We start from the raw sequence: 22,992 nt of genomic DNA, 5'->3' as shown, positions 1-22,992 counted from the left end.
ACTAAGGCATGCCACGTAACAATGGCACTGCGGTATAAGGTGGAGTGGAGGTCGGGGCAGGCATTTCGCTAAAGAGAAGTATAAAAGGTTTTGGCGGGGCGACTTTTTCATTTCGCCACAAACTGCCCATAGAAACAAGCTGAACGTCCGCCGGCAAATTGGCGATGCCCGCTTGCAAGACGGCAATGGTATTTTTTCGCGGATGCCCGATGGCAATGGCGATGCCGTGTTTCTGCGCATATTGTACGGCGGCTTGAAATTGTTGTTGCACATCAGCAAACGCATCACTGTCGTCTAAAAAGATGTGCCGATCTAACGTCCGTACACCTTGTTCTTTCGCAATTTTACCTGCCACACTGCGGCCGATGGTACGGCTATCAAGGAAAGACAAATGACGCTCACGAAGTTCGGTCATTAATTTGGTCATTAAAGGCCCATCTGCCGTGGCCGCACTGCCCATGTGATTGTTCATCCCAATGGCGTTGGAAACAATATTGTGAGCTGTTTGCACCCGATGGCTCACCTCCCCTTGCGACATTCCCAAATGCAATCCGCCGTCTTCAATTTTCATTTTAGACACCGTTTCCATGGGCATATGAATGAGAATATCACGCCCTTGTTGGGACGCTTGTTGATTACGTTGTTTGGCATAAGGCGCTGCCGGAATAATCGCCACCGACACCGCTTTCGGCATCGCCAAAATTTGTTCGTCTTCTTTTACATGATAACCTAAATCGTCAATCACTATGGCAAGCTTAGCAGAATAGGCAAAGGACGCTGCCAAAAGTGCGGTCACCAACAACAACGTTTTTCTGACTGCTAAGGTCATCGCAACCAACCTAACGGATTCACTGCCACGCCTTTGCGACGAATCTCAAAATACAATCCGTTTTTCGATTGACCACCGCTATTGCCCACTTCACCGATTTTTTGGCCGGCTTTCACGAGCTGCCCTTCTTTCACCGCGACCGATTGGTTATAGCCATACAAACTCAAATCGCTCTCACCGTGTTTCACGATCACCATTAAGCCGTAACCTTGCAGCCAATTAGCCAGAATCACCCGCCCGTCGGCAATGGCTTTCACCGGCGTACCGGCACCTGCCGCAATCACGATACCTTTCCAGCGTAATTCGCCCATTTGCGCAGACCCAAAACTGTTCACGACTTTGCCCGCCACCGGAAAACCATATTGTTTTTTCGGAGTGCCTAATCCGGCAGTGCTGTTCAGCAGTTGGCGCTCTTGCGCTGTTGGTTGATAAGGCTTGCGATGTTTGGTTTCTTCCGCCTGTTTTTTCTGTGCTAACGCCTCACGCTCACGTTGTTCTTGCTGGCGCGCCGCCTGTTCCGCCCGTTGGATTTCTTGGCGCAACGCATTTTCGTTCGCTTTCAGCGCTTCTAATTTATTTTCATCACGCGTTAAATTTTGATTCAGTTGGTTCAATGTGCTTTGCCGTTCCTTCTGCACTTTTTGCAATTCTTGTTGTTGCTTTTTCTGATCGGCAAGCTGTGTTTGTTGTTCTTTATGTTGTTCTGCAATGGCAGCTTTTTGTTTCGCCAGTTGTTCCTGCGTCTGCTTTAAATCCTCAATTAATGCCATTCGCACTTGATTCAAATGGGCATAATAGGCTTTCATGCGTTCCGCATTTTGCCCTTTATCAGACAGCATCCGCTCCGCCACCGAAGGGTTAGCACCGGAACGATAAGCGGAATCCAACTGCTTCGCCAATTTTGCTTTTTGCTCTTTTTCTTGTTTTTGTAACTGTTTGATTTGTCTATCAGTATCGCTGATCGTTTTGCGAATTTCTTTTAAATCCGATTCCGTTTGACGTAATTGCCCGATCACCGAATTAATCTGATTTTCTTGAGTTTTTAATGTGCTCTGTAGTTTCTGCTGTTCCCGCTTTTGCTGCTCAATTTTCTGTTTTTGTTGTTGAATTTGCTGATGAATTTTTGACAAATTATCCCCTTGCGCAGCAAAAGCCAAAGGCATAACGCAGAAAAGTGCGGTCAATATTGGCAGTGTTTTGATGGAAGATGAACGATAGCGAGAAAAAAGCGTCGTTTCTGTTTTAATCTTTCGGCATGAGTTCTCTATCATCATTGCAACCTTTAATATATTTTCTTTGTCATTAAAAATAAAAACCCACTTTTTAGCATCAGGCTAATCGGCGGGCTTTATATAGCGCATTCGATAGACTAAACTATCCAGCGCGATGAATAAAAAGTGCGGTGGCTTTTTACATTATTTTCGAGCCAATGGTGGAACGAAACAAATACCCATATCCCAAGGCTGTTCGATCCACGTATTTTGTGGAATATCCACTACATAATCATCCACCAATTCCGCACCGGCCGGTTTTGCAAAAACGGTAACAAAACGGGCGTTCGGATACATTTCGCGAATGGCGCGAGCGGTGTTGCCGGTATCCACTAAATCGTCAATCACGATGAAACCTTCACCGCCATTGTCTAATTGTGCTGCGTGTAACACTTGCAATTCGCCTTGTTTGTCATGATTATAACTGGCAATACACACGGTTTCCACATGGCGAATGCCTAACTCACGGGCCAATACGGCAGCCGGAAATAAGCCGCCACGACTGACAGCAACAATGCCTTTCCATTGAGAAGCGGGAAGTAAGCGTTCGGATAATTTTCGTGCGTGCATATGAAACATATCCCACGTCACAACGTATTTTTCACTCATAAATATTCACCTTTCAGGATTTTTGTGGCGCATAGCCCAAGAAATAAAATGGCGTTAGGATAACCTGAAATGGCATTTTATGCTATTATTTTCACTCATTTTTAAGGAGGAAATATGTCAGAAATACAACAACTCAGTCCGAATTCACTTTGGAAATGGTTCGATCAAATTTGTGCCATTCCGCATCCGTCTTATCAAGAAAATGAACTGGCGGAATTCATTGTGAATTGGGCAAAAGGTAAAGGATTTTATGCAGAACGTGATGAAGCGGGTAACGTTTTAATTCGTAAACCGGCGACAAAAGGGATGGAAAACCGCAAAAAAGTTGCCCTACAAGCCCATTTAGATATGGTGCCGCAAGCTAATGAAGGCTGCCACCATAATTTCGCTACCGACCCGATTTTGCCTTACATTGATGGCGAATGGGTTCACGCTACTAACACTACTTTAGGTGCGGATAATGGCATCGGCATGGCGTCCACTTTAGCCATTTTAGACAGCGACGATATCGCTCATCCGGATTTGGAAGTGTTACTCACCATGACCGAAGAACGCGGCATGGAAGGCGCCCTTGGCTTACGCGCAAATTGGTTACAAAGTGAAATCATGATCAATACCGACACGGAAGAAAATGGCGAAATTTATGTCGGTTGTGCCGGTGGTGAAAATGCAAACGTAACGTTTCCTATTCAATATGAAAACAACACATTCACACACAGCTATCAAGTGGTGTTAAAAGGTTTTCGTGGTGGCCACTCCGGTTGCGATATTCACACCGGACGCGCCAACGCCATTAAAGTCTTGGCACGTTTCTTAGCAGAATTTTTACAAAATCAACCGCACTTTACCTTTGCGTTAAGCGATATTCGTGGCGGTTCTGTGCGCAATGCGATTCCGCGTGAAGCGTTTGCAACCTTGGCTTTTGATGGTGATGTTGCCACGTTAAAAAGTGCGGTGGAAAATTTCAACGTTTTATTAAAAACCGAACTGGCATTAATTGAACCGAACCTCACATTGACATTACAAGCCGCCGAAAAAGCAGCGCAAACTTTCTCTGTTGCCGACAGCCAACGTCTTATTCATTTGTTGAATGTGTTACCGAACGGCGTGATTCGCAATAGCGATGTGTTAGACAATGTGGTGGAAACCTCATTAAGTGTCGGCGTACTAAAAACGGAAGACACACAAGTGAAAGCCACGATTTTAGTGCGTTCTTTAATCGAAAGTGGTAAAGATTATGTGGCTACAATGTTGAAATCATTAGCAGCATTAAGTGGCGCAAACGTAGAATTTGCCGGCAATTATCCGGGGTGGGAACCACAAGCGCATTCTGAAATTGTGGATTTAACTCACAAAATTTATGCAGAGGTTTTAGGCTATGAGCCGGCAATTAAAGTCATTCATGCCGGTTTGGAATGTGGCTTGTTGAAGAAAATCTATCCGAATATGGATATGGTATCCATCGGTCCAACCATTAAAAATGCCCATTCGCCGGATGAAAAAGTCCATATTCCAGCGGTACAAATTTATTGGTCGTTAATCACCAAATTATTAGCGGAAATTCCGGTGAAAAACGCATAAAAATAAACAATAAAAACCCTATTGATGCCTCAATAGGGTTTTTGTTTTTTTACAATATTAATGTAAGGCAGTGACAACCACCATAAAGACTTTCAACAAGGCGGCATTCACTAAGTCAATAAAAAACGCACCGACCATCGGAACAATTAAGAAGGCTTTGTGAGACGGTCCAAAACGACTGGTGATGGCTTGCATGTTGGCAACGGCTGTTGGTGTCGCCCCTAAACCAAACCCGCAGTGACCGGCACTTAACACCACTGCATCGTAGTCTTTCCCCATCATGCGATAGGTTACATAAATGGCAAAGGCTGCCATGAGTATCACTTGTAACGCCAAAATAATCATCACCGGTAATGCTAATCCGGCTAATTGCCATAATTTTAGAGACATTAACGCAATGGCAAGGAATAAAGATAAGCCGACGTTACCCAAGACATCCACGGCGGAATCCGCCACGTTAAATTTAAACACATGGGTAAGGGTGTTGCGAATGATTACACCGGTAAATAAACACCATACGAAGGTTGGCAAGGCTAATGCCGTGCCTTTAGTTTGCGCATCTAAAAATTGACCGACCAATAAGCAACAAACAAGCATGGTGATGGTTTCAATTAATGAGCGGGTAGTAATTTTACGTTGGAACGTTGGATGTTCGAAAGCTTCTTGAATATCGCTATGTTCATCATTTTCAGGGCTTTCATCACGACGCATTTTCTTTAATAAATGACGCGCGACCGGGCCACCAATCACGCCGCCGCACACCAAACCAAAGGTGGCACAAGCCATGGCTAATTCAGTGGCGCCTTGTAATCCGAAAGTTTCTGTAAAGGTTTTCGCCCAAGCCGCACCGGTACCATGCCCCCCGGTGAGGGTAACGGAACCGGCGATTAAACCATAGGCCGGATCAATATTCAGCAATAAAGAACCTGCGATGCCTAAGATGTTTTGTAAAGCGATTAAAATTGCGGCCGCAATAACAAAAATAATTAACGGCTTGCCGCCTTTTACTAAGCGAGCAAAGTTTGCACTTAACCCGATAGAAGAGAAAAAGACAAGCATCATGGCAGTTTGTAAGTTGGTGTCAAATGTAAAAGAAATGCCCCAACCTTGGTATAACACGGTCAATGCGATTGCGACTAAAAAACCACCGACAACGGGTTCAGGAATATTATAGTTTTTTAAAATGGAAATACGTTTTACAAGGAAATACCCAAGCAACAGCACAAAGCCGGCTAATGCGAGGGTTTCATAGGTATTAAAATTCATAGACTGTCCTCTTTTTGATGGTTATTGACCTCAATCCATATTGAAGGCTTAACAATAGGAAAATTTATGTGATAAATAAATTTTTCTTATCTATCAGGAAAGGATTTTCAATGTAACAGAAAAAATTCATCACTTCTATAGGCAATCCGTTGTTTTTCAGGGGAAATTCAAGGAATTTAACAAAAATGTGACGAATGTTGCATTTATTTTACAATTAGTTAATTAGGCGATTTTCATTGGCATAAATCTTTTTAATCTGTCGCAGTCGGGCTAGAATACGCCCAATTTGGGCTAAAGAATGGAAACTTCATCATGAATGTATTAGTGATCAGAAACGATAAATTGGGCGATTTTATGTTGGCGTGGCCGGCGTTTGCGATGTTAAAAGCATCGGATCCATCACTAAAACTGACCGCACTTGTGCCGTCTTACACGGCTGAGCTGGCGCGCACTTGCCCTTATTTAGATGATGTCATCATTGATGCACCTAAAAACGACAAAATGGCATTTCAGCGCGTTGTCAGTGAGATTAAAGCACGGCAATTTGATGCGATGATCAGCTTCTTTTCCAATACACATAACGCCAAGTTAGCGTGGAAATGCCGTATTCCTTACCGCTTGGCACCAGCGACCAAATGGGTACAGTTTTTTTATAATCATCGTTTAACGCAACGCCGTTCTCAATCGGCCAAGCCAGAATTTGAATATAACTTGGATTTGGCGCGTGCATTTTTACGCGATCACAAAATCCCTGTGGTTGAGCCACGCACACCGTATCTTTCCTTTGAGCAAAGTGCGGTGGATATTCAGCGTAAATTTTTGTGCGACCAGCTCCAGATCGATACCTCGAAAAAATGGATTTTTCTACACAGTGGCTCCGGCGGCTCTGCCAATAATTTGTCGCTTACGCAATATGCGCAATTAATCCAAGGTCTCTTGTGCCATTTGGATGTCTATGTGATTTTAACCGCCGGCCCAACTGAAAGTGAAAAAGCCCATGAATTAGCGGGATTAGTGCAGGATCCACGCGTTGTGATTTATGATAAAAATAAAGGGTTGGTGGATTTTGCGCATTCTTTAGCTTGTGCTGATTTATTTATCGCCGGTTCCACCGGACCGTTGCACCTAAGCGGTGCGTTAAACGTACCGACCATCGGATTTTACCCAAGCCGTCGTTCCGCGACGCCTTTGCGTTGGCAGCCGATTAATGATGCCCATAAGCACTTAGCGTTCTGCCCACCGAATGATAAAACCAGCCAAACGGATTTAACGCAAATTAAGATTGAGGAAAAGCTAGAGGAAATTATCGGTTTTATGACGAAAATATGGCACGCGGCTGATAAAAAATAAGGTGTATTGCACCACCCAACCAATGCCGAAGGCAAACATGAGCGTGCCAATGCCTAATACGCCGCCAAGTAGGAACCCGAACACACAGACCAACACTTCAATAGACGTGCGCACGATGCCGATTTTCCAATGAAAATGTTGGCATAAGCCGACCATTAAGCCATCTCGTGGGCCGGAGCCTTGGTGGCAGGTTAAATAAAAGGCGGTGCCGATGCCGAACAACAAAATGCCCACAATGGCATAAGCAAAACGGGCATAAAGTGCGGTGGGTTTTGGCAGTAAATAGGTCGTTACGCCCAAAACAAACGCAATCACAAAAATGTTTATGACGGTGGCAAGCCCAGGTTTGAGTTTTAACGGAAACCACGCCAACATGACAATGAGGCTGATCATCCAAGAGGCCCAACCTACGCTAAATTGACCCTGTGTCGCTACGCCTTGGGATAATACCGTCCAAGGCGCTGAGCCTAAATCCGACAGCAATAGCAACCCCTCGCCGAATCCAATGACCGTCAAGGCGCATAGCAAAACGCTGAGGGATTTCAATTCAATCGACCAGAGCGATTTGGCAGCCCAAGAGGTATGTGGAAACACGTGCGGTTTTTTCATGGCGTAATATTACTCGCGATTATTCGGGTACGGATTAAGGCATCCTATTCGACAATGCCTTAAGAAGGAAGATATGTTACAACAAACTACGCGGAAAGTACGCTAAAACGCAAGAGAAAACTAAAAACGCCTCCATGTTGGTGAATTCCTTTTCTGCCTCAGGTTGTTATATAATCGATCTCATTCAACCCTCTCTAAGGATCACCTATGCTTCCCATGCTTGGCATTACCGGTTACAGCGGTAGCGGCAAAACCACATTATTAGAAAAACTGTTACCGGCATTGCAACAGCGCAATTTACGCCCTGCCGTGATTAAACATAGTCACCACAATGCGCAAATTGACAAAGAAGGCAAAGACAGTTGGCGCATGAAAGAAGCGGGCGCGGCGCAAGTGATTATGGCCTGTGATCAACGTTGGGCGTTAATGACGGAAACGCCACAAAGTGTCTCTTTGTCTTATTTAAGCCAACAATTTGATCGTGCATTAACCGATTTTGTGTTGGTGGAAGGCTTTAAGCAAGAGCCGATTGAAAAAATTTTACTTCATCGCCAAGGGATGACAAAGCCATTGCCGGCGCTTGACGACTATGTTCTTGCCGTGGCGACCGATTATTCGTTAGCCTGCGAAAAACCGGTTTTAGACATCAATCACATTGAGCAAATTGCCGACTTTATTGCGGCGTGGTACCAACACAAGTGCGGTGAAATTTAAGCGTATTTTTATGAGTCAGCATCAACATTACCGACACCTTGCCCTTATCGCCGCCATGGCATTGTTTATGCAATCCCTTGACGCAACGATTCTCAATACCGCGTTGCCGGCGATTTCCGCCAGCCTGAATGAATCGCCGTTAGAAATGCAAATGACGATTATCAGCTATTCACTTACGGTCGCCTTGTTTATTCCGCTCACCGGCTGGATGGCAGATAAATATGGTACGTTAAATGTTTTCCGTGCTGCCGTGGGGGTTTTTGTGTTGGGATCGGTGGCTTGCGCCATGGCAAATTCGCTAAACGCTTTGATTTGGTCGCGGATTTTGCAAGGCATGGGCGGTGCGTTGATGATGCCTGTCGCACGTTTAACGATCATTCGGAATGTCCCTAAAACCCAGTTGGTTGCCGCTTGGAACGCCATGGCGATGGCGGGACTTATCGGTCCCGTATTAGGGCCTATTGTGGGCGGCTGGTTGGTAACGCACGCCACATGGCATTGGATTTTCTTAATTAACATTCCCATCGGCGTACTCGGCATATTGTTTGCCGGCCGTTATATGCCAAATAGCACAGGAAAAATAAATAAGTTAGACTGGCGCGGCTTCATCTTATTCGCTGGCGGTTTGGCAGGCGTTACCCTCGGTTTAGATTTGCTGTCGGAAGAGCGTGTCAATCCGGGGATAACCACCGCAATTTTAAGCATCGGTTTCATCAGTTTTTTGCTTTATTATTACTACGCAAAACGTGCCCAAAATCCCTTATTACCGCTGAATGTCTTTCAGGTTCGCACGTTCCGCATCGGCATGATTGCCAACATCTTTATCCGTTTAACCGCCTCGGGCATTCCTTTCCTCATGCCTCTGATGTTACAGCTCGTCTTCCATTACAGCGCCGATATTGCCGGCTGGTTACTTGCGCCTATCGCACTCAGTTCCATTATCACGAAATCCTTTGCCGGCAAAGTTTTAGCGCGTTTCGGCTACAAAACAACGCTCATTTCCACTGCACTTTCTACGACGCTGGCAGTTGTTGCTATGAGCCTACTTCATCAACACACTGGATTATGGCTACTTGTTTGCATCTTGGCATGGTATGGTTGTTGTATGTCCATTATCTTCACTGCCATCAACACCCTCACCGTTTGTGAACTCAGCGACCACAATGCCAGTACAGGCGCCACGTACCTCAGCGTCATCCAACAAGTCGGCATCAGCATCGGCATCGCCGTCTCTGCCGTCATTTTAGATCGTTACCGCCATGTTATCGGCGAACAAGGCGAGCAACTGCAACAGGCATTCAGCTACACGTTCCTCACTTCCGCTCTCTTCGGCATAGCCTTGCTATGGACATTGCTTTACCTCAAAAAAAGCGATGGCGCAGGAAATTTTCACCGGAAATAGACGATATCAAAACTCCATTCCCCACATTTCATGTAACGTGTTGCACGAATGAAAACACTCGCATGGAGGGGATAGGTCGCCTCGTAGCGTGCAACTTGTTGCACGAAATGGAAATACGCGTATGAGGGGGATAGGTCGTGCATCAAGATGCACGCTACAGGGTAAATTTAAAGTGCGGTCAATTTTCGAGAAGTTTTAAAACTCTTTGAAAATCAACCGCACTTTCAACTTAAAATTCTAACCGCTGTGTTAAGCCTTCTTCGGGTTCTTGACTTCGGAAAATCAGCCATAATCTTAGCACATCAATCATTATTCCACGGGGTAAAGTGAGATAAAGTGACTCCTCTTCTTGGGCAAAGAGAAAATAAAAATTCACTTGATCGTTCATCACTTCAACACACCAAGAATTGGATGAAATATCTGCTTCTTGAATCGTCTCATCTGTTAAGATTGACAATGAATGATCTAAAAAAGAGAAATAATTTGGACCTCCCATTGGATCATTCAAATAACCGGTTAATGGATTTAGTTGGTGATTTTCCTCTAAATGGCAAGTTGGAATAATTTGCCCTTTATGCTGAATATACGTAAAAATAAGTTTCATCTTCACTCCTGCTCAGCACTTGGAAAAGCCGTGACGACAGGATAGGTATAACCTTTTACACGTACGCCTGAATTTGAAATGCCAACCCACATACCTTCAGCTTTACGAATGGGATCCAGATCATCAATTTGATTCATATAAGCAGAATTAATTTCCACTTTGATACGATCTGCCGTCCACGTTTGGGGAAACATTAAAGTCTCGCCATTATTATTGGTCTTCGCAATATATTGATTAGTTTCACTATCAAAAGCGGAAATCTGTGCAAGATATACGCCATTTGGATAAGTGTATAATATCTGATCAACTCGGATATTGCCTAAAGCGGAATGGCCACCAATCATGACTGTCATAAAATACCTCTAATCTAAACTGAAAAATAAACTTCATTACTTATATTAGGTTCAGATAGTAAGAAGTCATACCACTTAGATAAAATAATCTTAAATTGGTCAAACTCAAGATAATCATCAGGATATTCTTCATCACCCCAATAAATAGTTACTTTATTTAACGAGATTAGCGCACCTAAGGTTTGCCCCCACATATCATATTCAAGAATTTCTTTTTTAGATATTTTATCAATCTCTTCAAGACCATTTTTTATCCATTTTTGTAAATGGCTTATACCTAATCCCTCATCATCAATTAAAAAATGAGTTATATTTAGATCTTCGTTTATATTTAGAATAGAACAATATGGTTCTAAAGATCCATCTTTCCACATATCAATCCAACTAAATTTTACATTTATCATATACTACTTGTCTCCCATAACTGGATAAACTGTAGTTTTAGGTTCTTTATATCCTTTTACTTCTACACCACTTGGTGTTAATCCTTTCCACATAGTTTTTCCTTTTTCGACAAACTCAACTCTATTTTTATACGCTATATCAACCTCATATTTTACTCTATCAGCTGACCAGCTATCAGGGAACATCGTTGAATTTTTAGTGAGAACCTTTCCATTTTCTGGATTCGTATATTGAATTTTTGCTTCATATACGCCTGCTGAATTTGGACTACCTTTTGAAATCACATGAACATTTCCATTGGCAATACTATGTCCACCGACCAATTTGCCTCTTTTAGAGACCTCAACATTTAATATATGCCCATCAAAATCAATTGGCGCAGTGACCTTATGAACATTTTTAGTTGCTTGTTCGTTGATGTAATGATCTTTTTGGCGATTAGAAATTCTTTCATTTAATCCTTTATTTCGATTTCCTCCTAGATTGGCGATGTTCTTCGACTCATAAAACCCATTTACCGAACTCTTAATATGGTCAGCGGCTTCTTTTTGATACTTAATCGCCTCAGCAACATTCCCTGCTTTTTCCGCAGCTTTCGCCATGTTAAGTGCGTTCTTCGCCTCTTTTAACGGCTTCGTGACAACATCCGCACCGGGAATCAACCCTACTGTTGCCAACGCATAGTCAATACCATTTTCCGCTTCTACAAAGGATTTTATATCTCCAATTATCGGCGTAAAGTCCGCTAAAAATGCACCTACATCACCCGTGGTTCTTAAGTTTTTAACCAATTCAGGATGCGCTTTTTCAAATTCTTCCGCAGCTTGACGCGTCGCTTCGCTTAACTGAGTTTGCACTGTGGCATTTGCGACTAAACCGTTAGCATAATCCGTGGATTTATACGCTTGGTCAAAGAAGTTATTCTCCACCGCTCCTTTCGCTGTTTGTGCGGCAATGCCCACGCCATCCGAACTGTTCGCCAGTGCCCCACCGGCTATGCCGGCCGCCGCTTGGCTTAATGTGGAGACCGTGAGTTTTTCTTCTTGGCTTAACGCATTCGGGGATTTGCCATAAAGTGTTTCGGCGATAACCTTGGCGGCAGCTTCGCCTGCCACAGCGCCCGCAGCACCTGCGGCAACATTACGGTTGCCTGCATAAGCCTCCACAGCTCCCCACAATGCATGGGCAGTTAAATTGACCGCATCACTTTGGCCTTTTGTGGCTTCTTTGATGTGATGGTTTACCATAGGGGATAAGCCTGAAGCCACCACTTCCGCAGCCGGTCTGCCGGCAAGTGCGGTACTCAGTACGTTCATGGCCGAATCCACCAGTCGACGTTGGCGTCCTCCGGTTTCCCATTCCTTGGCTGCTTGGTCGGCCTTATCAAACTGCATTTGAGCTTGTCTTTCTAAAGTGCGGTTACTTTCCGAATCGTTTTCTTTAACCGCCTTTTGCGCTTGCTCTAATGCCACTGCCGCCTCATATTTTTGTTTGCGGGCTTTTTCGCTCAGTTTTTCGATAATCAAGGCCGCTCCTTGACTTAGGTTGTTGCCAAACTGCTCGGTGACGTCGCGTTGTAAATCCAGCTCTTTTTGTACCTTGTCTTTATCAAAGTGATTTTCCAACTTGCCGGCATGCTGCTCTGCATTATCCGTAGTCACATCGGTTTTAATGCTATCTAGCGTCTGCTCAACCGTTTCACCGGTTTTCGCCAGTTGTCCTGCTTGGTCTCTAATTTCAATATTCGAAGTATTAATACCACTTTTCGTTGTACCGGATTGACTTTCTTTATCTGAGCCGTAGCCGAGGCCTAAGGTAGATTGCAACGAGGCCAAACCGGTTGCCGATTTCGCACGATTGGCATTGCCCTCCGTGTCGGTCGCACTGACCGTTTCCTTGCCGTTTTTATCTAAATAAACCGGATTGCCCTTGCTATCGGTCGCCTGTTTACTACTTTGTGCTTGCCCCTCTTTACCCAATGGGGTATCAAAATTCGCTGCCACACTGCCGCTCACACCAAAACTGCTACCGCTATAGTTTGAGTGGTTTTCAATATCCGAATGCGTTATCGTGCCCGTGCTAAACCGGTTTTTACCCTCATCCTCCGCCTTTTGTGTCGAGGTGATAAGACCGCCTTTTAAATCCGTATGGTTGACGTTGATGTCATACCCCTCATCCCCTGCATAGATGCCGGCTTGTTCATTCACACTCGCATGGTCGGCATGGATGTTTGACTTGTTGAAACTACCTCCAACGGATGCGCCATAACCCACTGTCACACTCCCACTCACGTTCATTTGTTTGCCTTTGTATGTGGCGGTGTCTTGCAAGCTTTCGATGTTGAGGTTTTGGGCATTGACTTCTACACGCTTGCCTTTCACTTGGCTACCAATAATATTGGCATCGCCACCGGCTTGAATCACGGTTTTACTTTGGCTATCACCTACATGGCTAGCCACATAAGTGGTTTCATCACCATTACCATAACCTTTGCCGTAATTACCGCCTAAAGTAGCCCCAACAGCCGCACCATTGCTCACTTTCATCGCCACCCCCGCATTAAAGCCGCTCGATTTATTGGTGCTGCGCTCTTTGTGCGTTTGTTCGGCTGCCGTGATGTTGATGTCATTGTCCGCCCCCAAGAAGGTCCCTTGTTTGCCGGACACATCCGAACCTTGAATCGTGATGTTGGAGGCTTTGCCCGCCCCTGTGGCAACAATATTCACCTTGCCGCCGGCATTCACTTGTGATTTGGCTGCGGTTTTGCCTTCAGTATGCGTGCGTGATTCGCTCTTTTGTTGACCGTAAGTGATTTGTGCTCCCACGACGGAATCCACACTGCCATTTTCCATCGCCTCTTGCATCGCTTTTCCTGCCTGTCCCACCGCTTGTCCGGCTCGATAGGCATCCATCGCCGAGTTCGCCGCCGCCATAGCATTGACTCGGTCATTTTTGCTTTGACCGACGCGCTCAACGGATTTCACCGTCCCTTGCACGGCTTGTAGGGCGGATAGTATCGGAGAGGTGACGGCAAGGGTTACCCCTTTTTGCTCAAAGGTTTGTTTGGTATTGGTTTCATATTTATCATCTGCCGCTTTAATATCGACTTTTTTCGCCAAAATATTGACATCTCCGTTCACCGCACTCACCTGACTTGCCGTTTGGGTGTAATGATTCTTTGCGATGAGGGTGGTGTTGCCGTTTAAGCTCCCCACTTGGCTGCCCTGTGCATAAAACTTCGTTTTATCGCTTTCTAGCGTTTGCTTTTGGGCACCAAACGTAACCCCTAGGCCTCCTCCGCCCAGCACGCCTGATTTTTTCCCAGATAGTGCGCGTTTCCTAACGCGTGCCAAAAACATCCGTTTTGTTTGATTCAGGTTTTCACTATTTTTATTAACAACTTCATTCAGTTTGTCTATTTTAGTTAGATTCAAGCACACGTCAGGAGACGCGCGCTATCTAAGAGGGCTATCTTTTGGATTACTATCATTAATAATTACTTTCTCACTTTATTTGAAATTATTATTGATAACAAGAGCAAAGGAGTACCTAAAAAGAAACCTTTAAAACAAAAAATAATTATTTCTCTTACCTCCTCCCAAGAAATATATCCTCCATTAATTATAAAAGACATAATAATTAAAAATATAGAATCCCCTACAGATAAAATCACAGATAGAAAAACAGAATAAATAAAATACTGGAGAATCTTACTTATCACTGTAAACACCTCCAATCTGATTTTTTATATTTTTTTTTCATTATTATTTAATTTCTGATTTAAGTATTCGCTAGTAAAAGAATCTACTGCCGTTCCAAACTTAGCCGGATACCCCACAATGGCGCGCGCCTCCTGACGCGTGTCCAAAACATTGATTTCGTTTGATTAAGATTCTTACTATTTTCATGAATAATTTCAGTTTGTTTATTTTTAGATAGATACAAGCACGCGTCAGGAGATGCGCGCTATCTAAGGGCTACTATTTAAAAAATAAAATTTGTATAAGACAAACAATAATCCCTATAAAAATACCTATTTTTATAGAAGGGTTTCTAAAAAAATAAAACCATTTTTCCTTTGTTGTATTTTTAAATAAATATTCATCATCAGGATGGATATATATATCCTCTAAAGAGTTATATGTCTCACCCTCATCCCCACGAACCCTAGTACCATCATTTAATTTTTCGGCAATAGCTATTAGCTTTTCTATATGCTTATCATCCGTGGTATTAATGTAATATTCACCTTCAATACCTTCTGTATAAAAAAGAGTAAAAGAAGGATTATCTTTATCATAATAAAACTCTAAAGTTCCATTTTTATTTATCTCTTCCTTCATGTTGAATTCTTTAAATAAAAACGCTCTAAACTTTTCTTTATTCATGATTAGTTTAGAAGAAATATCTTTTTTATCCGTATTAACTAAAGAAACATGATAAGCCATCATTTATCCTCACGATTGCACTCATTTCCTAACGCGTGCCTAAAACATCAATTTCGCAATTCAGATTTTTACTATTTTCATTAACAACTTTATTCAGTTTGTCTATTTTAGTTAGATTCAAGCACGCGTCAGGAGACGCGCTATCTGGTGGCAGATCTTGCCTTTAGAAAAGTGCGGTCAATATTCAAGAGATTTTAGAATTCACTGAATATTGACCGCACTTTTAAGCACCTTTGTTAATTACTGCCAAGGCTTAGCATCAGGCTTGCTGTGTTTTTTTCGCCATTGAATACATGCAGGTCTATTCCACATTGTTTTTTCTTCACAGATTGGACCACCTTCTAGATACCAACCTTTTTTCTCTAAACAAAGATTTACCTCCGGATTATCACTTTCTCCTACCACATAATCCATACCGCAATCCTTCATATCTTTTTCTTTTCTATCAACATATTTAGTTAAAACATTAGGATCTGATTCAGGGAATAATGCATCTGCATTATGTAAGCGCCAATGATCATGTGGTGGAAGTGGTTGAAACCATCCACTACAGCTTGTAAGCAATAAGATTGAGGGTATTAAGAATAAAAATCTTATTTTCATTTTATTTCTCCTTCGCTTTATTTAATTCAAAAATAGTTCTTTCATTACCCATTTTAAGATCTCCTCCAGTTCTATATCCGTCAGTAATACATTGTCGTTGCCCTAAGCCATGGCAATTATGTACGGATAAACGTTCATCACTAAACATATCTGCTGTTCGCTGTAACCAGCTTTTATTCAGATTATTTTCAGATGTCGTTGCAGGATTTCCCCCCAATAAAATCGGCATACTACCTACCGGGTCACTAGCATGATTCTCAATCCGAATTGAACCATCTGAAGTGGTTCTTTCTTTACCGGTTTGCAATTGACTTAAATAACCATCCGCTCTTGTAACATCAGCTGCAGGACCAACCATTTTAATTGTTGTTCCCGAAAGTAACTTTTTAGCTAGGTTATCTTCTGTATTTAGCGCTTTTAATGCATTACTTAATGTTAATGTGCCACGACTATGAGAACCGAGGTATAAATCATCTTTACCATATTGCTTCATAATGTTCATCGCTTGTAAACTCGAATTATCCATACCTAATAGGTTTCCAAAAGAACCTTCGAACATCTTTTCATAACCCGCCACTAAGAGCTCTGACAAACCATTTTTCGCTTTAGGATGGTGAACAAAATAAACATCTTTATATACCTTTTGATCTATATTGCCTGTTTTATCATCCCTGCCTGCAATGTAGTTTTGTACCGCAAATTTTGCTGCTGCATTACGATCATTAAAGATGCCATTAAATGCAACGACATATTTACTCTCTGTTTTCCCTGTTTTGGGATCAGTATAAGTAACTTTTTGTAATTGATTACGCTCTTGATCTGACAACTCATGCAATTGATAAATATTGCGTCCTTTACTTACTTGTTGATCATAGTATTCTTTTCGATTTACACCTTTAGCATCAGCTTCTTCATCTATTTTCTTCAGGATTTCTGGATCCTTTATAGGATCTCCTTTTTCATCCACTTTATGAGTAAACATCCGATGTTCTGCGATAAACATTGTTCGATAAGCCTCATCCGTAGCACCACCAACATTCTTCGCAAACGCTTGAATCGTTGCAACATCCTGCTCAACCTCTTTCTGCATTTGTGAATAATCTATTTTTTCAAGTTTATTCGCTTCTTGCTTGGTTGATTTTTTTATACTTTCAATATTTTCTTTGCCTTTTTGACTACCAATATTGAAATTTCCATCGCTTATCACCGCATAAGTCGTACTTTGACGGTTTTCTTTTTGGCTACTATTACTGGCTAAATTTGCTAACCCCATTTTAGCAGCGGCATATAAATCCGAACTATGTATATCATCTTTATCTAAGCCAAATTTTACCGGTGATTGATTCGTCTGATTTGGATTGGCTTGGTCAAAAGTTTCATTATTTCGACCTTCACGATAAATTTTATTAAGCTCTTTATCCTCATTTGAAGTTTGGTCACGATTTACGGAAAATCCTCCCATTAATCCCATAGCCGATGATTTAGCATGAGAATAATTTTGAATATTTGAATATTCAAAATCTTGTGCGGTTAATTGGTTCTTTTCTTTTGACGCTTGTGAAAGAATTGCACCACCAATAGATGACACTTTATTTTTTACATTCACATCATAGCCATCATCACCTGCATAAATCCCCGCTTGCTCATTCACACTCGCATGGTCGGCGTTGACTTTGGATTTGTTGTAGCTTCCCCCGGCTGAGACGCCATAACCCACCGTCACACTGCCACTCACGTTCATTTGTTTGCCTTTGTATGTGGCGGTATCTTGCAAGCTTTCGATGTTGAGGTTTTGGGCATTGACTTCTACACGCTTGCCTTTCACTTGGCTACCGATGAGATTCGCATCACCACCGGCTTGAATCACGGTTTTACTTTGACTATCTCCTACATGGCTAGCCACATAAGTGGTTTCATCTCCATTGCCATAGCCTTTTCCGTGATTGCCGCCTAAAGTAGCCCCAACAGCCGCACCATTGCTCACTTTCATCGCCACCCCCGCATTAAAGCCGCTCGATTTATTGGTGCTGCGCTCTTTGTGCGTTTGTTCGGCAGCCGTGATGTTGATGTCATTGTCAGCCCCCAAGAAGGTCCCTTGTTTACCGGACACGTCTGAACCTTGAATCGTGATGTTGGATGCTTTGCCTGCCCCTGTGGCAACAATATTCACTTTGCCTCCGGCATTCACTTGTGATTTGGCCGCGGTTTTGCCTTCAGTATGCGTACGTGATTCGCTCTTTTGTTGGCCGTAAGTGATTTGTGCCCCCACCACGGAATCCATATTTCCATTTTCCATCGCCTCTTGCATCGCTTTTCCTGCCTGTCCCACCGCTTGTCCGGCTCGATAGGCATCCATCGCCGAGTTCGCCGCCGCCATGGCATTGACTCGGTCATTTTTGCTTTGACCGACGCGTTCAACGGATTTCACCGTCCCTTGCACGGCTTGTAAGGCGGATAATATCGGCGAGGTTACGGCAAGGGTTACCCCTTTTTGCTCAAAGGTTTGTTTGGTATTGGTTTCATATTTATCATCTGCCGCTTTAATGTCGACGTTTTTCGCCAAAATATTGACATCGCCGTTCACCGCACTCACCTGACTTGCCGTTTGGGTGTAATCATTCTCTGCAATGAGAGTGGTGTTGCCGTTTAAGCTACCTACTTGGCTGCCCTGTGCATAAAGCTTAGTCTGATCATTTTCCGTGGTTTGTTTTTGAGAACCAAAGGTTACTCCAATACCACCTCCCAACATGCCTGATTTTTTCTTACTATAATAATCATCAGAGTAAATTCGGTTCTCAGCTTCACGAATATCAATATTCTTAGCCTTCACCGTCAAACCATTACCAGCTGCTACATTTGAGCCCTGAATAGTGACATTACCTTTGCTTGAATGAAGATAAATCTTATCTGCATCTAAATTTGAGGCTTCCGCAACATCATAATCGTGTTTATGTCGATAAACTTCTGTCGTTGAGCTTGTTAAATCTCTAGATTTACTTTTTGAACCACTAGAAAGCTGCTCTTTATAACGGGCTTCTTGGATATTAATATTCCCCTCAGACATCACATTCATGGTGCCATTACTGGTTACAGAAACGCCTCGCATTTCAACCGCACTTTTACCTACAGTATCAAGATTTCCAGTGACATTTAACTGACTGCCAACTTCTTGTTTTTGATCAAGCTTATAGTAATTATCTGCATTGGGTACGTAATGCTCTTTATTTTCAGTTTCTACCGTACCAAAATTCAATGCGTTACCAGCAGAGAAAACCGCATTTCCGTTCACATCTACATTTGCACCTTTTACAGTAATATTTTCAGTCGCAAAAAAGCTAGCGCTGCCTTTTTTGTTATCATTGCCAACCTTTACGGATGCTTGCTGTGTGAGTGATTTTTGGTAAAAATCAGGTGTGTTTTCTGTTTCACTCGTGGTACTTTCAATATTAATATGCTTTCCTTGGGCAACTAAATTATCTGTTGCATTTAATTCCCCACCAAGGTTATTGAGCATATTTTTAGCCGTTAAATAAAGTTCTCGGCCTTGCAAACGTCCACCTAAGTTTTCAATATTATTTGCTGCCAAACCTGTTAGATTACGTCCAGAAATCACGCCACTGTTTTGTACATCACCTTTGACATTCATAATGATATCATTGGCAGAAATTACTGCACCTCGACTATCAATATCAGTATTACGTCTAACAACGTAAACCTGTGGCACTAATACTTCTCTCTTAGTACCATCTTTTAAAGTCACTTCACGTTTTACCATCCAAACCATATCAGAAGTTAACTCTTTCATCTGAGAAGAGGTTAAAGCAACACCCGGTACTAAATTCATTTTTTTTGCGTAGTATGCTCCATTATCCATCAAGGCTTTATATTGGTCATAATCGGAAGAGTAATTTTCTAGAAAACGTCTACCTGTGAGCTGATTAATTTGTTCATTTACTAAACGTTGTTCATAAAAACCATCGCCCAAACGTTTAAGCATATTTTGTGGATCATTGCGCAACTGCTTGAACATATAATCAGAACTCAACCACTTGTTTCGATCTGTAAATGCAGGATCTGTCTCTACAAGATAGTGGCTATTAGCATTAGGATTAATCTGATAAAGACTTTCTGTTGGCAAATTAGCATTGATATCAATAGAAGCCACACTTCCAGACTTATGATAAGCACCCACCGAGCCCGTTGATGAAATAGATTCACCAATTGTATTATCAACCATCTTAAAATAGTGCGGAATTGGAGGAAGAGGGCGATTGGTTATTGCAGTTTTACCATGGTTATAATGTCCCCAGCAGTGGTGTCTGCCACAATGGTGTTTTTCGGCACCAATCTCTTGAGCCTCACCATTATCAAATTTAAGAATATTTGCAACTGCATCCTTATTTCTTAGTTGAACGCCACCGGCATGACCGATATCGTCATTAGTTTTATTTGACTCAAAGATCTGATCACCTAAAGTAAGGCGTTTACCAATTAAGAACTTAGAGGCATTATTTTCAAGATCATCACCTTGCAATGTCAGATTTCCGCCAAAAGCAATCTTCGCAGGATCCTGATGCTCAATCGTTGGTGTAATTGTTTTTCGAGTAAAATACTCAGTATGCCAGTTTGGGGAACCGACTCTCTCTTTGGATTGATCATAAAATGTAAAATAGGCATTATTATCATGACGATTTTTATTATTCCAATTCATATAACCATCTACACCTTCACGATAAGACTTGGAAGATCCTGGTAAACGGAATAAAGAAAAACTCTCATAAGAAACTACTTCGCCCATTTTTAGATGAATATCATGATTCCATAAACGGTGTGTATTAATTACTCCATCACCTAATGCTTCTATACTAGCACTCGCATTATCAATAAATGTCGCCTTACCTACAGCATATCCTTTATCATCTAGCCCACCACCAATATAAAGTTTATCTTGGCTAAAGATAAAAGCATGATCTCGATTAACTAAAGTTCCTACACCAAAATCCAAACGCTGACGAGCAGCGATTGTGGCCGAATGTTCATCCTCTTTATCATTTGTTAACTCACGGCTAGCAATAGAAAGATGATCACCATAAATACGGCCTGTTCCTAGATTATTTAGTGTCGATGCATCTAAACGTGTAGTTTTACCATCAATTAAGCCACGGTTGGTTAAACGTTCTGTAGAAATTTGAGTTGCATCAGCAGAAATTTCGGCATTTTTTATATTTTCTACTTCTGCTGCGTGAATGATTGCTGCTTGACCAATTCTTAACATAACATTATTTGTCAATTTCCCTTCAGTAGAAAAATTCAACTTGCCATCCACTTTAAAGGCATTTTTTAAATTCAAACCATCTTTTAAAGCAATATTAGCATTACCTTTAGAACTAATATTTCCTTCATTTACCAGCGTTTTTGCTGTTAAATCTAACTGTGAATCAGAATGCAAACGACCACCTGTATTATCCACTACAGTTGAAGCCTTATCTCCCTCTACAATAAGTTTGCCTCCAGAGAGAATATCACCTTGTTGATTACTAAGTAGTGCAGTTTTAATTCGTCCCTCTTCACTTATATCAATTGCACCTTGTTGATTGCTCACTGTATCAGCAACAACATTTAACTGCCCCGCTTTAATCCCTTGAGCATTTTGACTGTTTGATTTGGTACCACTGTTATCTAAATTTTTCGCTTTAATTGATACTTTTTCAGAGGCAACAATCAAAGAGCCTTTATCCGATTGCTTGCGGTTATCCACGTTATTTGCGTTAAGCTGAACTTGTTTACCTGCAATAACACCCTGTTTGTTATCAATGTGTTGAGCATTAAGTTGTGTCTGAGCTTTAGCATAAACGGTGCCACGGTTCTCAATATTCTTTTTTGCATTGAGTTGAGCATTTTCACTACCACCAATAAAGCCTTCATTCACAATCTTACCTTGGCTATCAATTTTCACCTCACCGGCAGAGGCGCCAATGTGGCCGGCATTGCGCACACCGATACCGGCTTCCGTACCAACCAAGTGGATTTTGCCCGAGTACATTCCACCTAATTCACCCACATCAATTGCAACCTGTGGCTTAATATCTCCAACCGATGCTTGTTCTGTACGAATAACTTGTAACGTTTCGTCAGCATCAGATCGCGCGATAGTATTTTTCCCGGCAATAACCGTTATCTCTTTTTTCGACCAAATACCGGCGTTTACTTCAGCTTCTCGAGCAAGAATTTCAGTGTAATCCACATGACTGTTATCTAGACCTTTTCCACTAACGGTTACTTTACCCGCTTCAACTTTGAAATTATCGACTTGACCGTTTTTAATTTCAGGTTTGCCGGTAGTCAAAGTCACGCGGTCAGAATTAATAATCCCACAGCCTTCGCAATGCAATCCGTTTGGATTTGCAATAATGACATTGGCTTTCTTACCTGCCACCTCCATGTAACCTTTCATCACCGAAGGATTACTAGAGTTTACTTCATTTAAAATAACGTTTGCTTCACCGCGAGCAAGATAGGGGTTGCCTTGCACCATGCCCGCCAGTTGAGTCTGCGTATGTGTACGGCTGTTATTTAACACAGCGCCTTTCTCAGCAATATCAAATTGACTGTATTTGTTGTGGGATAAGCCTTTATCGTTGGGGGTTTGAATATTGACTTGCGGTAGTCCGTTGGCCGTTTGTAGTACGATTGGCTGCTGGTTTTTCGGGGCAGACTTATCAGCTTGGATAATTAAGGTTTCAGCGACTGCACCCTCTGAAAATGCGACAAAACCCAAAACGCAAAATAGACTAAACGCTAAGGGTTTTAATCGAACCGACACATGAGACAGACTAACATCATGTTTTTCAGTTGATTTTCCCTCGGATTTAGCTAACTCGGAGACGACAACAAAACGTTGCAAAGTTTTACTGAAAATGACACGGAAACATTGTTTGTTCATACCTT

The 22,992-nt window shown here is 42.3% G+C and carries 16 protein-coding genes; 4 read left to right on the top strand and 12 right to left on the bottom strand.

What is annotated here, in order from left to right; all coding sequences use genetic code 11:
- Position 1: 1 nt before the first annotated feature.
- The 3 genes from J5X96_RS00665 to gpt all read right to left on the bottom strand — a co-directional run bounded on the left by J5X96_RS00665 (position 2) and on the right by gpt (position 2,709).
- Complete coding sequence (locus tag J5X96_RS00665; protein WP_209363642.1) at positions 2–829, bottom strand: divergent polysaccharide deacetylase family protein; 828 nt, start codon at positions 827–829, stop codon at positions 2–4.
- Positions 826–1,992, bottom strand: a complete 1,167-nt coding sequence (gene envC, locus J5X96_RS00660) for a murein hydrolase activator EnvC (protein ID WP_245193496.1) — start codon at positions 1,990–1,992, stop codon at positions 826–828. The genes J5X96_RS00665 and envC overlap by 4 nt, the downstream gene beginning before the upstream one ends.
- A 252-nt stretch (positions 1,993–2,244) precedes the next feature.
- Positions 2,245–2,709: a xanthine phosphoribosyltransferase gene (gpt, locus tag J5X96_RS00655; protein WP_021616013.1), complete on the bottom strand. Its 465-nt coding sequence runs from the start codon at positions 2,707–2,709 to the stop codon at positions 2,245–2,247.
- Positions 2,710–2,823: 114 nt separating this feature from the next.
- Between gpt and J5X96_RS00650 the strand changes: the two genes are divergently transcribed.
- Positions 2,824–4,290 (top strand): aminoacyl-histidine dipeptidase, encoded by a 1,467-nt coding sequence (locus tag J5X96_RS00650; protein WP_209363640.1) that lies wholly within the window; start codon positions 2,824–2,826, stop codon positions 4,288–4,290.
- Positions 4,291–4,347: 57 nt separating this feature from the next.
- On the opposite strand, the gene gltS is transcribed toward J5X96_RS00650, so the two are convergent.
- Positions 4,348–5,556, bottom strand: a complete 1,209-nt coding sequence (gene gltS, locus J5X96_RS00645; protein ID WP_021616868.1) for a sodium/glutamate symporter — start codon at positions 5,554–5,556, stop codon at positions 4,348–4,350.
- 309 nt (positions 5,557–5,865) lie between these two features.
- On the opposite strand from gltS, the gene J5X96_RS00640 reads away from it, so the two are divergent.
- Entirely contained in the window at positions 5,866–6,906 is a 1,041-nt protein-coding gene (locus tag J5X96_RS00640) for a glycosyltransferase family 9 protein (protein ID WP_209364722.1), read from the top strand.
- On the opposite strand, the gene J5X96_RS00635 is transcribed toward J5X96_RS00640, so the two are convergent.
- Positions 6,850–7,515, bottom strand: a complete 666-nt coding sequence (locus J5X96_RS00635; RefSeq protein ID WP_209363638.1) for a YitT family protein — start codon at positions 7,513–7,515, stop codon at positions 6,850–6,852. The two genes, J5X96_RS00640 and J5X96_RS00635, sit on opposite strands and share 57 nt — an antisense overlap.
- A 207-nt stretch (positions 7,516–7,722) precedes the next feature.
- Between J5X96_RS00635 and mobB the strand changes: the two genes are divergently transcribed.
- Both mobB and J5X96_RS00625 read left to right on the top strand, forming a co-directional pair.
- Positions 7,723–8,229 (top strand): molybdopterin-guanine dinucleotide biosynthesis protein MobB, encoded by a 507-nt coding sequence (mobB, locus tag J5X96_RS00630; protein WP_209363631.1) that lies wholly within the window; start codon positions 7,723–7,725, stop codon positions 8,227–8,229.
- 10 nt (positions 8,230–8,239) lie between these two features.
- Positions 8,240–9,631: a DHA2 family efflux MFS transporter permease subunit gene (locus J5X96_RS00625; protein WP_209363629.1), complete on the top strand. Its 1,392-nt coding sequence runs from the start codon at positions 8,240–8,242 to the stop codon at positions 9,629–9,631.
- Between the two features lie 229 nt (positions 9,632–9,860).
- Here J5X96_RS00625 and J5X96_RS00620 read toward each other — a convergent pair whose 3' ends face one another.
- The 7 genes from J5X96_RS00620 to J5X96_RS00585 form a co-directional block, all read right to left on the bottom strand.
- Positions 9,861–10,235 carry a DUF5376 family protein gene (locus J5X96_RS00620; protein ID WP_209363621.1) on the bottom strand — a complete coding sequence of 125 codons (375 nt, stop codon included), beginning with the start codon at positions 10,233–10,235 and terminating at the stop codon, positions 9,861–9,863.
- 2 nt (positions 10,236–10,237) lie between these two features.
- On the bottom strand, positions 10,238–10,588 hold the full coding sequence (locus J5X96_RS00615; protein ID WP_209363619.1) for an EndoU domain-containing protein: 351 nt from the start codon (positions 10,586–10,588) through the stop codon (positions 10,238–10,240).
- Positions 10,589–10,602: 14 nt separating this feature from the next.
- Positions 10,603–10,992: a hypothetical protein gene (locus J5X96_RS00610; RefSeq protein WP_209363617.1), complete on the bottom strand. Its 390-nt coding sequence runs from the start codon at positions 10,990–10,992 to the stop codon at positions 10,603–10,605.
- Positions 10,993–10,995: 3 nt separating this feature from the next.
- Positions 10,996–14,301, bottom strand: a complete 3,306-nt coding sequence (locus J5X96_RS00600; RefSeq protein WP_245193467.1) for a hemagglutinin repeat-containing protein — start codon at positions 14,299–14,301, stop codon at positions 10,996–10,998.
- 672 nt (positions 14,302–14,973) lie between these two features.
- A complete protein-coding gene (locus tag J5X96_RS00595; RefSeq protein WP_245193466.1) occupies positions 14,974–15,441 on the bottom strand; it encodes a hypothetical protein in 468 nt (155 codons plus the stop codon).
- A 240-nt stretch (positions 15,442–15,681) separates the two neighbouring features.
- Positions 15,682–16,044 carry a hypothetical protein gene (locus tag J5X96_RS00590; RefSeq protein WP_209363613.1) on the bottom strand — a complete coding sequence of 121 codons (363 nt, stop codon included), beginning with the start codon at positions 16,042–16,044 and terminating at the stop codon, positions 15,682–15,684.
- 1 nt (position 16,045) lies between these two features.
- Positions 16,046–22,987 carry a hemagglutinin repeat-containing protein gene (locus J5X96_RS00585; protein WP_209363611.1) on the bottom strand — a complete coding sequence of 2,314 codons (6,942 nt, stop codon included), beginning with the start codon at positions 22,985–22,987 and terminating at the stop codon, positions 16,046–16,048.
- Between the last annotated feature and the right edge of the window lie 5 nt (positions 22,988–22,992).

The sequence above is a fragment of the Aggregatibacter sp. 2125159857 genome (genome assembly GCF_017798005.1).
GTDB lineage: Bacteria > Pseudomonadota > Gammaproteobacteria > Enterobacterales > Pasteurellaceae > Aggregatibacter.
The sequence above is the reverse complement of the archived record's forward strand: the minus strand, read 5'-3'. Positions and strand labels throughout refer to the sequence as shown.

Excerpts from the sequence above, each read along its gene's own strand:
- J5X96_RS00635 (WP_209363638.1), bottom strand. The coding sequence starts at position 7,515 with ATGAAAAAACCGCACGTGTTTCCACATACCTCTTGGGCTGCCAAATCG.
- J5X96_RS00615 (WP_209363619.1), bottom strand. The coding sequence starts at position 10,588 with ATGACAGTCATGATTGGTGGCCATTCCGCTTTAGGCAATATCCGAGTT.
- J5X96_RS00620 (WP_209363621.1), bottom strand. The coding sequence starts at position 10,235 with ATGAAACTTATTTTTACGTATATTCAGCATAAAGGGCAAATTATTCCA.
- gpt (WP_021616013.1), bottom strand. The coding sequence starts at position 2,709 with ATGAGTGAAAAATACGTTGTGACGTGGGATATGTTTCATATGCACGCA.
- envC (WP_245193496.1), bottom strand. The coding sequence starts at position 1,992 with ATGCCTTTGGCTTTTGCTGCGCAAGGGGATAATTTGTCAAAAATTCAT.
- J5X96_RS00650 (WP_209363640.1), top strand. The coding sequence starts at position 2,824 with ATGTCAGAAATACAACAACTCAGTCCGAATTCACTTTGGAAATGGTTC.
- gltS (WP_021616868.1), bottom strand. The coding sequence starts at position 5,556 with ATGAATTTTAATACCTATGAAACCCTCGCATTAGCCGGCTTTGTGCTG.
- J5X96_RS00665 (WP_209363642.1), bottom strand. The coding sequence starts at position 829 with ATGACCTTAGCAGTCAGAAAAACGTTGTTGTTGGTGACCGCACTTTTG.
- J5X96_RS00610 (WP_209363617.1), bottom strand. The coding sequence starts at position 10,992 with ATGATAAATGTAAAATTTAGTTGGATTGATATGTGGAAAGATGGATCT.
- J5X96_RS00585 (WP_209363611.1), bottom strand. The coding sequence starts at position 22,987 with ATGAACAAACAATGTTTCCGTGTCATTTTCAGTAAAACTTTGCAACGT.
- J5X96_RS00595 (WP_245193466.1), bottom strand. The coding sequence starts at position 15,441 with ATGGCTTATCATGTTTCTTTAGTTAATACGGATAAAAAAGATATTTCT.
- J5X96_RS00625 (WP_209363629.1), top strand. The coding sequence starts at position 8,240 with ATGAGTCAGCATCAACATTACCGACACCTTGCCCTTATCGCCGCCATG.
- J5X96_RS00590 (WP_209363613.1), bottom strand. The coding sequence starts at position 16,044 with ATGAAAATAAGATTTTTATTCTTAATACCCTCAATCTTATTGCTTACA.
- mobB (WP_209363631.1), top strand. The coding sequence starts at position 7,723 with ATGCTTCCCATGCTTGGCATTACCGGTTACAGCGGTAGCGGCAAAACC.